The following is a 12,738-nucleotide window of genomic DNA, read 5'->3' on the forward strand; positions in this document are numbered from 1 at the left end:
GTCGTTGATCAAATTTAACAAAATCCCCCCGCACTACCCTTATGAATCTTACTATTATTGGTTGTGGCTATGTCGGAACTGCTGTAGCTAGGTATTGGCAACAAAAACCGGGTCAATTAGTCACAGTAACTACGACAAGAAAAGAGCGCGTGGCTGAGCTTGAAGAAGTAGCCACCCAGGTGGTAGTAATGAAGGGTAATGACACTGCGGCTGTGGAGTCTTTAGTACAGAATCAGGATGTTATTTTTGTTAGTGTTGCTCCCATCAGTAACCGCCAAGTTGACGCAGATATTTATGAAGAAACTTACATTCCTACTGCCAAGAATTTGGTTACAGCGTTGAGGGATGCTTCATCTTTAAAACAGTTAATCTATATCAGTAGCTGTTCCGTCTACGGCAACACAAACGGCGAGTGGGTTAATGAAAATTCCCCAGTTGCTCCTGCGGATCAACATGGCGAGGTGATGGTTCAAGCAGAGCGGATTTTGTTACAGGCAAGTAGTGAAAAGCTTAAGGTTTGTATTCTGCGTTCAGGAGGAATTTATGGCCCAGAGCGCGAGTTAGCAAAGCGGTTTGGTAAGCTGGCGGGAAAGACTCTTCCTGGAACTGGTGATAGCTTCATCAATTGGGTTCACCTTGATGACATTGTTTCGGCAGTAGACTTTGTTCGAGAAAATCAGTGTCAAGGGATCTACAATCTGGTGGATGATACTAAGCTAACACTGCGTGAGCTGGGAGATAAAGTTTGCGATCGCCACTCTTTATCTAAAATTTCTTGGGATGCTACGCAACCGAGCCTGCGAGATACTAATATCCGTGTTGAAAATAAGAAGATCAAAGTAGTTGGTTACCAATTTATTCACCCTGATCTTCTTATTTGAGAAGAGGTTATTATTGCAGTCTAAGCTGTTCGGTCAAATTGTTCCAGCGTCAGGCTAAAAAAAGCTCCTTGCTTGTCGTATTTAGCAGTAACCTGTTGTGCCTTTGAGTCTGTAATCAACCAATTAGCCACAATAGCAAAGTCGCTACCAATGCCTATTTTACTAGGACAGCTCAAAGAAATTCCATCAGGAAAAAAGAAGGCTTCGTGTCCTTCTAAAGACCAATTTAAATGAGCAGAAATAGGTGGGGAAACTTGTAAGTCTGCGGTTATGGTTACTGAGTTTCCTTGCCAATTACCATCTAAATTACGCTCTGGCAAGAGAGCAAGTTCAGTTGACCAATATTGACTGGGAAAACCTGTTGAATCTTCACGAATACTAGCAGTTCTCGCTAGAGTTCCAGTGTCGTCGTAAACAATGCCCACACTAGTTCTTAAATCATCGTATCTGAGAAATAACTCTATACCAAAATACGCGTATTTATCTAACTGTTTTGTTATCCAAGCAGCAGCACCTTGTGGTAAATAAAGACCCCTCATCACCTCGCGTGCGGGGTGAAAATGTCCATCAGCTAAGCTATGAAACTCCTGGTTGTACTGCCAACTTTGTTCTTGGGTAGTGCCATCAGCGTAGATATAGCGATTAGTTTGAGCAATTTCGGTTTGTTGAGAATTGCTCTGGAAGCTTCTGAGGCTGCGAAACGACTCCTTGACTTCTTTTTGGGGAGTATATCTTGTCCAAATACCGTGCCAATCCCGCAGGTGGTTAGCACAAAAATTTTTCCAGTTTTGTTCTTTTAAATCCATATAATTATTGACTAGCTAGTTAACTAATTTTGGTGTGAGCAACCGGAAAACCTAGCAAGCGCTTTTTAAAGCGGGGCTTTGATGACAATTACACAATTCACTCAACTATGATTATGAGGGTAGCTCTGGGCTAGTTCAAGTAATATTCAAAAAAATTCTTAGGAGTCACCCCAAATACAGCGTTTTCCACTCCGGTGAGGTACAGCAACAGCAATGAGTGAACCAGTCTTATCCCATTATTAGTACCTCATTAGCCTGAGAAATGCTGTAGGCTACTCATCAAATCTCTTAAATAAATTATCAATAGCTGGCAAATCAGGGTATATAGCCATGGATCCGCAACTACAAAATTGGCATAATTTCTGTCGCTATCATCTAGGAGACTGGTATGGAACTAATACGAGATACTCTCCAGAAGGAGAAATAATTAGATCTTGGCAAGTGATCACCAGTCTACAACTTAGCGCCAATGGCGATAAAATTTATCATCAAGACCGCCTCATGTATACTGATGGCAATGCTGAATTGAAAACTTTTGAACCCTACAATAAACCGATTCTTAAGTCCTTATTTTTAGATAACAGCTTTTTTTGGGGTTCTCAAAAAGTAGAAGATAGTTCAACTTTTGTCTTTGAAATAGGTTTCCGAGTCGAAGATTGGCGTTTATTGGCTTTTACCAGATATGACGAAAGTGGGAAATTGCAATACATTACGGTTGGAGCTGAACATCTAAAAAGTTTTGCTCAAAGCAATCATCTACCTCTAGAAAATCAACTAAATAGAGACTGGCGAGGAGTACTCAAAAAGATGACAACCGACTTTGTCGTATCTCAACCAGTATCAAGTTTATGGCAGCCACTGGAGGATTTGCAAAAAGCTCACCTCGTATTCAACTTGAATGACAATACTTCAATTAGCTGTCCGCAGTATGTCCGCAGTGACGAAGATTTTTTCATCGCTGTAGATTGGTTATCTAACTCTGCTTTACTGCATCGTGGTATTGGTTACTACAATACATCGGGGTTTAATAGTTTTTCTTTAGAAGTTTTTACTCCAACTTCCTAAAAGGTGTAATTAGCGATTATTTTGCTCAACTTCCTTCAACCAAAGTACAACATCTCGTGCCGTCTGTTGCTCAAAACCAGCGAAGTTATGACCGCATCCTTCGTACCAAATGATCTTGGTATTAGGGGAGTGGGTAGCAGCTTTTTGCAAGTGATTAAGGCGTTCTCGGTCGTTGAAAAAATCTTTGCTGCCACATAGTAGTAAAATCGGAATGTTAACCTGAGATATCGTGTGGGAATTTACGGTATCTGCTTCTGGCCCCCACCAAGAAAGCCAGGAATTAGGACGCTGTGGCGAGAGCATCCACTGGTAAGGAGGTTTGCCAATTAAACCTTGCTCACCTCTACCTTCTGCTATTGCTGTTTTGGCTTCTGCGACTAGAGAATCGTAATTCTCACTGCCAATATGTTGCTCTAACCACTCAGCACAGTCTCTGGTGGGAGCCATATGAACGAGAGCGATCGCGTTAGCATGGTGGCGCTGCACTTGATAGCGCATAATGCTATTACTGCCTAAACTTTGCCCACTCAGGATAATGCGACTGTAGCCGCGTTCTACTAGTAATTCCACAAAAGCGTCGATATCAGCCACATCCATTTCGGCTGTCGCTTCTAGGCTACCACCATAGCCACTACGACGCAGTTCAATTACTAGTGCTGCTAGATTATTTTGGTTGTAAACTTCGGCTAACTTGGTAAATAAAGGTTCTGTAATTGGCGTGCCAGTTTTTCCTCTAACGTGAAGCACGGCAGTATTATGCTGTCGGCAACTATCATTTTCCCAGAACAATCCTACTAAATTACTGCCATCGCTAGTTTGAATCGTTACTATTTCCATCGGTTCTGTGACATCGGAACTAACAAGTTCAAACTGATTAGCAGCCGCTAAATTTAGTTTATTTACCCAGGAATCAATTACTTCTGCTAAGTTTCCTTCATCTAAGTGAGCAGTTATATTCGTGTTGTTACTAATTTTAAAAGGGACTTCTTTACCCGTAATTAGCAATAGAGGAGTTGTCGAACTTTCCACAAAAATGGAGGTTTTGCTATCAGCATTGCTACCCCACCAACTCAACCAAGATTCAAAACTTTGATAAATTAAGAAAGGATTGCCGGATGGACTATTGAGAGTTAAATCAATCCAAGCTTCCCCCTCACTACCCGCAATTATCTCGGAGGATGATTTTTCTACCAAACTCTGATATCTCTCTTCACCTATAGTGTTTTCCAGCCAAGTTGCTAAGTCAGGAAAAGGATGAATTAAAACAATTCCTTGAAGACAACTATTCTGTATTTGAGATTGATATCTAACAGCAGTTAAAGCGCCAATTCCCTCGCCAATAAGTATAATTTCGCTACAGCCACGAGAACTTAAATACTGCACTCCACGATGAAGATCTTCAAGATCATCATCGGGAACTGCCGTCATTTGACCTTCTACCCCGCGACGATGCATTCCCAGGCTCAAAAAAACGAAACCTCGACTAGCCAGTTCCGAACCGAGGTGGCAAGCAAGTGCTGAATAAGGATAACCATTCCAGTCGTGTAAGTAAATTACAGCAAGTTTTTGTTTCTTGATTTGCGGGGAAGTTGGTTGCCAAAGCAGAGAACAAGGCAAGCGTTTTGTATATGCTTGATTAAGTTCGTTTTCTGATAAAGGTAATAGATAAGTTTTAAACATTTTATGTAATAAAAAAGCTCTAAGCTGTTCGCCATTTAAACCGGATTGTCAATAATTGCGAAATCCTTGTAGTGCGACCATCTTGGTCGCTACTTATACCCAATTTAAATGCATGACAGCTTAGACGGCAAATTTATATCAATGCTTGAACATCTCTAATAACCGGGCGGACGGGAAAATGATCCAGTTACTTGAGTTAGATTCTTAGCAATTGCTAAAAGTCTCATGTCACTGCCACGTCGTCCAATTAACTGCACACCAATGGGCAATCCTTGAGGCGATAGAGTTAAGGGTAGCACTACGGCAGGGTTGCCAGTGAGGTTAAACAGCGTGGTATATGCACCAATAGCCCTCATATAGGGAAACTGTTGACCATCAACCTCAATGGGTTCTCCTCGCTGACGATGGGTAAAAGCAGGTATTGGCACTACCGGAGAGAGCCAAACATCCCAATCAGTTAAGAATTGCTCCAGATTGGCAACCATGATATCGCGCCTGTCAAGGGCGGCAAAATACTTTTGTTGTCGTTGCTCGGTATTTCTCTGATCTGGGGGTGCTAAATTCAATTCATGGGAAAAAATATCAATGTAGGTGTCCCAGACTGTATCGCCATTGAACTTGAAATTCGGTGGTTGGTTGTGTTGCTCCACACAGCAACCCAGTTCTACTAAGGACGATGCTAGTTTTGCCAAAGCAGTTCTTGTCTGGACTGTTGCTGGAATATCGGCAAAACCTTCTGTCCAAGCATAACAGTAAGACTGTAGTGATCTCCCTGCATTTTCCTCCTTAGATAGCGTCGCTTTGACTTGTCGAAAATCTGGATCTTCAATCAGTGATAAACACAATTGCAAATCTTCTACAGAACGGGAAAGTGGCCCTACAGTTTGTAGGTGTAGGATGGTTTTAGGACTTCCCGGTAATTCAGGAATATGTCCCCAAGTTGGCACTCGATGCTCAGTTGGTTTCAAGCCAAACACACCACAGAAGTGAGAGGGAACGCGGATTGATCCCCCAATATCGCTACCCAGTTCCAGTGGCGATAAACCAGCAGCGATAGCCGCCGCACCGCCTCCAGTACTACCGCCTGGGGTATACTGCTGATTCCAGGGATTGTTAGTTATACCAAATAACGGACTATTGGTCTGAAAGTCTCCAGTTAGCTTTGGTAGATTCGTTTTGCCTAAAATAATCGCCCCGGCAGCACGTAAGCGAGCAACCACAGTAGCATCTTGAGTCGGCAGATAATCAGCTAGGGGTTCGTAACTGCTTGTTGTACGTAGTCCTTGGGTTGCCAAACTATCTTTGATAGTTACAGGTACTCCATGCAGTGATCCCCAATTTTCTTGTTGACTCAAGGCTTGATCTGCCGCTTGTGCCTGCTGGTAAGCGCGTTCTGCATCTAAAGTAACGATCGCGTTTAATCTGGGATTATGTTGAGCAATTTGGCTTAGATAAGCCTCCATCACTTCTGTGGCGGAAAATTCGCGATCGCGAATGGCTTTTGCTAATTGATGAGCGGGTAAAAAGACTAAATCACTCATTATATTAAAAGCGCATTTGAGCAATTTTTCAGATAGGAAGCTCTAATTATGTCAGACAATATACAACCACCCTCGACACCACCACAGGTAGCACAGCAATCAGTTGCTGAGGGTAAGTCCCCTCAGACAACCCATGTCATCTCACCCCGCTTCCTCAAGGCAATGGAGTTCCAGACTCCCATCAGTGAATTTTATGCCAAGGCGGCCTACATGAAACGCTCAAAGGAACCAGGTAGCCTTGATTTTACCTTGGGCGACGCTCACGAAATGCCACCGCCCGGTTTCGTGGAAGCCTTGCAGTATTGGAGCGTACCACAACATGAGGGCTGGTTTGCCTATAAAGGTAATTTACCAGAGTCACGGGCTACAGTGTCAGCCGCCCTCAAAAGCCAGCGTGGTATTTCCGTAGAACCGGAAGATGTTTTTCTGACTAATGGGACTGTGGTTGGCTTGGCAATTTGCCTGCAAATATTGGCTGGAGTTGGGGATGAGGTGATAATTAATACCCCACCTTGGCTAGGCTACAGACGGATGATCGATGAGGCGGGTGCAGTTCCTGTGGCGGTGCCCGTGGATCCCATCACTTTTGACTTAAATCTAGAAGCGATCGCTGCTGCTATTACAGAACGCACCAGAGCAATTATTGTCAATTCACCTCATAATCCCACGGGTAAAATATTTACCGCCACCACTCTGGAAAAGTTGGCAAATCTGCTGACTGAAGCCTCACAACGCTACGGCAAACCTATTTACTTAATCTCTGATGAAGCTTTCAGCCGTATTGTTTTTGATCACCAAATTTGTCCTAGTCCTACTCAATTCTACCCGTTTTCTTTCCTGGTCTACGGCTATAGTAAAACCTTAATGACTCCTGGTCAGCGTATCGGCTATATTGCTCTGCCACCCACCATGCCTAATCGAGAGCCAATCAGGCGCTTAATTTCTATGGTTCAAGGCACCACGTTCGGTTGGTGTTTCCCTAGTGCACTCATGCAATATGCCCTTACTGACCTAGAAAAACTCACCCTTGATATCGAACATTTACAGCATAAGCGAGATTGGATGGTGAAGGAACTTAGGGAAATGGACTACAAGTTGCCAACCCCAGAAGGGACGTTCTTCCTCTTGGTACAATCACCCTGGTTAGATGACTGTGCCTTTGCGGAGTTATTGGCTAGTCACGATATCTTTGTTTTACCTGGAACACCGCAGGAAATACCAGGTTATTTCCGCATCTCGCTGACTGCTAGTGAGGAGATGATTAGCCGTGCTTTGCCGAAATTTAGAGCAGCAATTGCATATGCTACTGCTAACTCCCCAGCTTAAACTCAAGGGCGATTTTTTGCTCAAAGTTATCATAAACTTAGTCACATTGACGCAGTTTCTCCATGGCTAAAACACTCACGAATCAATCAATTATAAGCGTAGTTGTCAATGTACCTAAGATGCTAAAAATAGGTGAAGAATTTGAAATCGTATCTGCTAGGTTAGTCTCGGATAAGGAGTATAAAAGACTGACGGTTAAGTATGATAATTCCGGCGACTTTATGCTCTTGAGTTGCGAAATATTTAACTTACAAGAATAGTCAGAAACAGCAGCACTCTGATATCTGAATACAGCTAAGACCTGTACCAAGCTGTCACCCATTTAAATGGGGTATAAGTAGCAACCATTTTGGTTGCACTAGAATGATTTCACAATCATTGACAATAAAGTTTAAATGACTAATAGCTTACTCGTACTTTTAGCTAAGATCAGAATAAAAAAAGGGGGAAACCCATGACAATCGCTAACTCGATACCGTCAGCACCACTAACCACCACCTCTGTGACGGGGGAAACCGACCAAGAGTTTAATTGGAAACACTGCTGGTATCCAGTGGCTTTCTTGCAAGATCTACCACCAAAAGAGCCCTATAGCTTTTCACTCTATGATCAACCCTGGGTTTTGTTCAAAAACCAAGATGGTCAGTTAGTGTGTTTAGTAGATCGTTGTCCCCACCGTGCTGCTAAACTTTCTGACGGACGAGTCATTGATGGCAAAATTGAGTGCTTGTACCACGGTTGGCAGTTTGGCACAGATGGTCAATGTCTGCATATTCCTCAGCTACCAGCAGATACTAAGATTCCAGCAAAAGCCTGTGTAGAGTCTTGTTTGGTTGTGGAATGTCAAGGCATTATCTGGCTATGGCCTGGAGAAAAAGAACTCGCCGATTGCGATCGCATTCCAACTCTAGAGGAGGTGGATAAGCCAGGATTTATACATACAGATTTTATGTTGGATCTCCCTTATGACCAAAGCTACTTTGTGGAGAATGTTACAGATCCAGCTCATGTTAGTATCAGCCATCACGGCACTAGAGGTGGTGGTAATCGTAAAAATGCACAACCACTGGAAATGGAAGTGCTAGAGAGTTCAGTTGAGGGAATTCGAGGTAGATGGCGAGGTACACAAAAACCCAATGACATCTGGAAGCACATTGATTTCATTGCTCCTAACCTAGTTCTCAACAGTGCTCATTTTGAAGATAAAGGTTGGACTTTTGGACTGGCTTTGTATTCAATTCCCCTTGGTAAGGGACGATGCCGTCTTCTGGCTAGAGGTTATCGCAATTTTTTGACTTGGACAGCAAAATTAAGACCTCGCTGGCTTGATCATTTGAATACCAACAAAATATTGGAGCAAGATTTGCCCCTAATTGTGGGTCAACAAGCACAAATTGAGCGCTTAGGAAAAAGCCTGAAAGAATTGTACTTGCCCGTTAAGACATCCGATACTTTGGTGGTTGAATACCGTAAGTGGCTTGATAAATTTGGGTCTTCTTTGCCATTTTACGAGGGCTATTCTACGGCACGGCATGCTACTCAAGAACCTACACAAAATCCGGTAACCCCAAATAGATTACAGCGACACACACACATCTGTAGTTCTTGCAATCGTGCCTATCGGACAACGATCTGGCTCAAACAATCCTTGGTGGCTGTGGCGATCGCGCTGGCAGCTTTAGCTATAGTTACGGATCATTCTTTGCTTGAAATTGTAACAGTATCAGCTTCTCTTTTAGCTTTAGTCTTAGCAGTTGTAGTGGGCAAATTTCAAACCCACTTTGAGCGTTCCTACACTCGTCGTAGCGTTGCACCATCTGGAGATAAATAAAAAACGAACAATCAAGATGGGGAAGACAAAGAGGACAAAAGAGAAACTAGTTACCAAAAATCCCCATCATCCTACAAATAGACAACACGCTAATTGCGAAAATAATCTGGTCTGAAATTTTGGAGAATCTTTAATCATGTCAAAAGAAACTATTGAAAAAGTTGTTGCTGCCTATTTTGCCAGTATGACAGCAATGAATCCAGAAGGCTGGTTAGAAAACTTTGCTGAAGATGCAGTTATTTATGACCCGGTTGGCAAGCCACCAATCAAAGCGCACGAGGATGTTCAGAAATTTTTTGGTCTGTTATTTAAGTTTTATGATAACTTACAAATTTCTCAAGATCAGGTCTTTATTGCTGGGGAAGGAGCAGCAGTTAAATGGACAATGCGGGTGATTGCCAAAAATGGCAAAAATGCTGTTGCTGAAGGAATTAGTACTTTTGAAATTAACGACTCCGGTAAAATCAAAAAAATGTCTTCTTACTGGCATGAAGGAGAAATGATTGCTCAATTGAAGTAGTACTCAAAAGTTAAAGTTGTTATTGACAACTAATCTTCTATGAGTTGTTCATCTGAGAGAATTACAGGATTTTCTTGTGTTGTTGGAAAAGTTTTTAGAGCCGAAATAAAATGGGCAGCTACTAATAAAGCCAGAGATGTTAATGTGGAAAATAATAAGAGATTACTTTTTGAGTGGAATTTTTGTTCTTTAACCAGCCGATTGGGAGCTGTGAAACATTCCTCTCTGATATTGGTAGTCCAATCATTACCACTAACCGGACACCACCTTAATAGATTAGTGTCATCTGATAATTCGTTAACTTCTTTATTGTCCTTGTAAAAATTATTCTCTCTCATGAGTGTTGTCACTAACTAACTAATTGTGGGTTACCTAACTGCTGGTTAGCTCATTGATTATTTTGGGCTACCAAATATTTTTCAGGATTAGTCATTACTTTTCTGCAAGGTGTTAGTTTTTTGCAACAATTGTTAAACAAAGTTGAGCTTGCTTACGAGCGTAAGAAGGGGATATCATGGGAGGTTTTTAATGGGCAAACAAGTTCAATATTCCGTGCGACCGCAGGCCACTCACGACGAACTGGCTCGCCAAAACTTTGTCAGAAGCTTGAAAACTCATTTGCTCAGGACACTAAGTCCAGGAGTCAAAAAAATTTACGAGGGCCGAGGCAAACCCAAGTTCCAGCTTGAATACCAGCGCCCTCCTCAAAACCGCCATGAAGTTCGAGAAATTATGCAGCACGAACCCTATTACAAGTGGGAAAGTGCCTTGAAGCGCATCAGTCAAGAAATGATCTGGGACTCAGTGAGCATCAGTATTGAACGTCAACTCCCCAAGTTAGTGGAGCAAGCGAAGAACAAAACTCAACCAATTGGTTCCTTGAGTCTTAACCCGAATTTGCCTATTCCCGCTTACCATACTGCTGTAGATCTGCATTGTATGCCGGGAGGATTCCACACCGAATTCACTGAAGATGATGTTAGCGCTGGCGCAGTATACGATATTGCAGCCCAGCTTTTTCGGGGTGGTGCGTTTGGACTGCTCCACGATGTCAGGGGTCTTGCCATCATCTATCAGTTTTTGAAGCCCAATTACCCTGACTTTGAACCAAAAAAAATTCTTGATCTGGGATGTTCTGTGGGTCATAGTACCCTGCCTTATGTGGATGCTTATTCCCACAGCGAGGTTCATGCTATTGACATTGGAGCGCCAATGTTACGTTATGCCCACGCACGAGCGGAGGATTTGGGTAAACGGGTACATTTTTCTCAACAGAATGCAGAACATACTAACTTTCCCGATCAGTCTTTCGACCTAGTTGTCAGTCATATCCTGTTACATGAAATCCCTGTTCCTATAATTCGTAGGGTTTTTGACGAGTGTTACCGTCTGCTGACTCCCGGTGGAATGATGGTTCATATCGATTCACCTTTGTACTGCCACATGGATCCCTACACCGCTTTTGTTTATGAGTGGCAAACTATCAACAACAACGAACCTTTCTGGAGTGCCATGCGAGACCTCGACTTGGCTAAAGTGGCAAAATCAGCTGGCTTCCAGGCAGATCAGGTTATTGAGTATTTTGTTCCTATGGGAGTAGGTAAAGAACAGACAAGTATACCAAGAGAGAACCGTAAAGCCAGAAGTTCTGACGGTAAGTTAAACTGGTTTATTTTTGCTGCGAGTAAGTGAAAAGGGGGATGCGTGACTGCAAAAAAAGCCAAAGGCAAAAGACCTGTTTATTTAGATAACCCTGACAACGACAAGTTACTGGCCATCGTGATGGCCCTAGCCGGAGAGGTGTCTGTGATACGTGAACGTCTCGACACCATCGAACGGCTAGCAGAGGCTAAAGGTTTAATATTTACTGAGGAAATTGAGGCTTATGCTGCGGACGGGCAAGCAGCACAAGAACGAGAGCAGTGGCGTGAGTTTTATATTGAGCGATTACTGCGGGTGGTGCAGGAAGATGAGGGATTAAGTACCTAAAGAGCTAACTAGTGCTTACTCCCTACTTGCCAAAAACTGCACTAACTGCTCCAACTTTAACCAAGCAGCACCACTGTTAATAACTTCTCTGGCTAGCTCAATTCCTGCCGCGTGATCTTCAAGTGGCACAATTTCACCCACCTGCAAGGCTAATGAAGCATTCAACGCCACAGCATCTTGCTGCGCGGCTGTTCCCTTGCCTTGCAAGACATTTCGCAGAATCGTGACATTTTCTTCTAGGGAACCGCCTCGTAGTGCTCCTGTGGGTGCTGGATTTAAGCCTAGCTGTTGGGGATTAAGTGTTGAGAGTCGCACTTGGTCGCCTGATAGCAGCGCTAAGTCAGTTTCATCTGCTAATCCTGCTTCATCTAGTTTTTCTCTGCCATGCAGGACAAACGCTTGGGGAACTCCCATTTGGCGCAAGGCATGGGCAACGCTTGTCACAAAGCTGGAGTCAAATACCCCAATCACCTGACCAGTGGGACGCAAAGGATTCACCAGTGGCCCCAAGAGGTTAAACACTGTCCGCACCTTGAGAGTTTGTCGTAGGGGTGCCACTGCCTTCATAGCTGGATGCCAACCACGGGCAAACAGAAAAGTAACTCCTACTTCCTCTAGTGCCGCTTCTACTTTCTGGGGTGCCGTTGCTAAATTGATTCCTAGTGCTTCTAGGACATCTGCTGAACCTACCTTGCTAGAAGCAGAACGATTACCATGCTTGGCTACTAGAACCCCAGCCGCAGCAGCAACAAAAGCAACAGCGGTGGAGATATTAAAGGTCGAGGCACCATCACCACCAGTACCACAGGTATCTATTACTGGTTTTTGATGGTTGATTACTTTACCCTGTAAAGATTGAGCTTGTAAGACTTGAGCCATACCTGCTAATTCTGCTGCCGAGACGCCTTTTGCCTGAATAGCAGCTAGAATCGCTCCTGATAAAACCTCCGGAATTTCTTCATTTAACCATCCCTGCATTAGCTGCGATGCTTGGTCAAGGGATAAAGACTGGCCGTCTAGTAGCTGTTCCAGCAGACTAGACCAGTTAGCTGAGGTTTGAGCGATCGCAGACATAGATTCATTCATAAAACAAGGATTC

The 12,738-nt window shown here is 43.3% G+C and carries 12 protein-coding genes; 7 read left to right on the top strand and 5 right to left on the bottom strand.

Annotation, left to right across the window (positions count from 1 at the left end):
• The first annotated feature begins 41 nt into the window (after positions 1–41).
• Entirely contained in the window at positions 42–881 is an 840-nt protein-coding gene (locus ACT7WV_RS18840) for an SDR family oxidoreductase (RefSeq protein ID WP_445104362.1), read from the top strand.
• A 20-nt stretch (positions 882–901) separates the two neighbouring features.
• On the opposite strand, the gene ACT7WV_RS18845 is transcribed toward ACT7WV_RS18840, so the two are convergent.
• Positions 902–1,687 carry a DUF3598 family protein gene (locus ACT7WV_RS18845; protein ID WP_445104363.1) on the bottom strand — a complete coding sequence of 262 codons (786 nt, stop codon included), beginning with the start codon at positions 1,685–1,687 and terminating at the stop codon, positions 902–904.
• 330 nt (positions 1,688–2,017) lie between these two features.
• Between ACT7WV_RS18845 and ACT7WV_RS18850 the strand changes: the two genes are divergently transcribed.
• Positions 2,018–2,752 carry a DUF3598 family protein gene (locus tag ACT7WV_RS18850; protein WP_445104364.1) on the top strand — a complete coding sequence of 245 codons (735 nt, stop codon included), beginning with the start codon at positions 2,018–2,020 and terminating at the stop codon, positions 2,750–2,752.
• A 9-nt stretch (positions 2,753–2,761) separates the two neighbouring features.
• Here the strand turns inward: ACT7WV_RS18850 and ACT7WV_RS18855 are convergent, their stop codons facing one another.
• Together ACT7WV_RS18855 and ACT7WV_RS18860 are read right to left on the bottom strand one after the other, a co-directional pair.
• Positions 2,762–4,432 carry a DUF1749 domain-containing protein gene (locus ACT7WV_RS18855; RefSeq protein ID WP_445104365.1) on the bottom strand — a complete coding sequence of 557 codons (1,671 nt, stop codon included), beginning with the start codon at positions 4,430–4,432 and terminating at the stop codon, positions 2,762–2,764.
• Between the two features lie 155 nt (positions 4,433–4,587).
• Positions 4,588–5,973: an amidase gene (locus ACT7WV_RS18860; RefSeq protein WP_445104366.1), complete on the bottom strand. Its 1,386-nt coding sequence runs from the start codon at positions 5,971–5,973 to the stop codon at positions 4,588–4,590.
• A gap of 48 nt (positions 5,974–6,021) precedes the next feature.
• Between ACT7WV_RS18860 and ACT7WV_RS18865 the strand changes: the two genes are divergently transcribed.
• The 3 genes from ACT7WV_RS18865 (at position 6,022) to ACT7WV_RS18875 (ending at position 9,650) form a co-directional block, all read left to right on the top strand.
• Positions 6,022–7,299, top strand: a complete 1,278-nt coding sequence (locus ACT7WV_RS18865; RefSeq protein WP_445104367.1) for an aminotransferase class I/II-fold pyridoxal phosphate-dependent enzyme — start codon at positions 6,022–6,024, stop codon at positions 7,297–7,299.
• 454 nt (positions 7,300–7,753) lie between these two features.
• On the top strand, positions 7,754–9,130 hold the full coding sequence (locus ACT7WV_RS18870; protein ID WP_445104368.1) for an aromatic ring-hydroxylating dioxygenase subunit alpha: 1,377 nt from the start codon (positions 7,754–7,756) through the stop codon (positions 9,128–9,130).
• Between the two features lie 136 nt (positions 9,131–9,266).
• Positions 9,267–9,650 (top strand): nuclear transport factor 2 family protein, encoded by a 384-nt coding sequence (locus ACT7WV_RS18875; RefSeq protein ID WP_445104369.1) that lies wholly within the window; start codon positions 9,267–9,269, stop codon positions 9,648–9,650.
• A 29-nt stretch (positions 9,651–9,679) separates the two neighbouring features.
• Here the strand turns inward: ACT7WV_RS18875 and ACT7WV_RS18880 are convergent, their stop codons facing one another.
• Positions 9,680–10,000 carry a hypothetical protein gene (locus ACT7WV_RS18880; RefSeq protein ID WP_445104370.1) on the bottom strand — a complete coding sequence of 107 codons (321 nt, stop codon included), beginning with the start codon at positions 9,998–10,000 and terminating at the stop codon, positions 9,680–9,682.
• Between the two features lie 178 nt (positions 10,001–10,178).
• Between ACT7WV_RS18880 and ACT7WV_RS18885 the strand changes: the two genes are divergently transcribed.
• Positions 10,179–11,342, top strand: coding sequence for a class I SAM-dependent methyltransferase (locus ACT7WV_RS18885; protein WP_445104371.1), 1,164 nt, complete (start codon positions 10,179–10,181; stop codon positions 11,340–11,342).
• A gap of 12 nt (positions 11,343–11,354) precedes the next feature.
• Positions 11,355–11,639, top strand: a complete 285-nt coding sequence (locus ACT7WV_RS18890) for a hypothetical protein (protein WP_445104372.1) — start codon at positions 11,355–11,357, stop codon at positions 11,637–11,639.
• Positions 11,640–11,654: 15 nt separating this feature from the next.
• Here the strand turns inward: ACT7WV_RS18890 and trpD are convergent, their stop codons facing one another.
• A complete protein-coding gene (gene trpD, locus ACT7WV_RS18895; protein WP_445104373.1) occupies positions 11,655–12,725 on the bottom strand; it encodes an anthranilate phosphoribosyltransferase in 1,071 nt (356 codons plus the stop codon).
• Between the last annotated feature and the right edge of the window lie 13 nt (positions 12,726–12,738).

The sequence above is a fragment of the Symploca atlantica LB2515 genome, from assembly GCF_052546295.1.

What these genes read in the sequence shown, in the direction of transcription:
- ACT7WV_RS18860 (WP_445104366.1), bottom strand. Translation starts at nt 5,973, where the DNA reads ATGAGTGATTTAGTCTTTTTACCCGCTCATCAATTAGCAAAAGCCATT.
- ACT7WV_RS18855 (WP_445104365.1), bottom strand. Translation starts at nt 4,432, where the DNA reads ATGTTTAAAACTTATCTATTACCTTTATCAGAAAACGAACTTAATCAA.
- ACT7WV_RS18845 (WP_445104363.1), bottom strand. Translation starts at nt 1,687, where the DNA reads ATGGATTTAAAAGAACAAAACTGGAAAAATTTTTGTGCTAACCACCTG.
- ACT7WV_RS18850 (WP_445104364.1), top strand. Translation starts at nt 2,018, where the DNA reads ATGGATCCGCAACTACAAAATTGGCATAATTTCTGTCGCTATCATCTA.
- ACT7WV_RS18870 (WP_445104368.1), top strand. Translation starts at nt 7,754, where the DNA reads ATGACAATCGCTAACTCGATACCGTCAGCACCACTAACCACCACCTCT.
- ACT7WV_RS18885 (WP_445104371.1), top strand. Translation starts at nt 10,179, where the DNA reads ATGGGCAAACAAGTTCAATATTCCGTGCGACCGCAGGCCACTCACGAC.
- trpD (WP_445104373.1), bottom strand. Translation starts at nt 12,725, where the DNA reads ATGAATGAATCTATGTCTGCGATCGCTCAAACCTCAGCTAACTGGTCT.
- ACT7WV_RS18875 (WP_445104369.1), top strand. Translation starts at nt 9,267, where the DNA reads ATGTCAAAAGAAACTATTGAAAAAGTTGTTGCTGCCTATTTTGCCAGT.
- ACT7WV_RS18840 (WP_445104362.1), top strand. Translation starts at nt 42, where the DNA reads ATGAATCTTACTATTATTGGTTGTGGCTATGTCGGAACTGCTGTAGCT.
- ACT7WV_RS18865 (WP_445104367.1), top strand. Translation starts at nt 6,022, where the DNA reads ATGTCAGACAATATACAACCACCCTCGACACCACCACAGGTAGCACAG.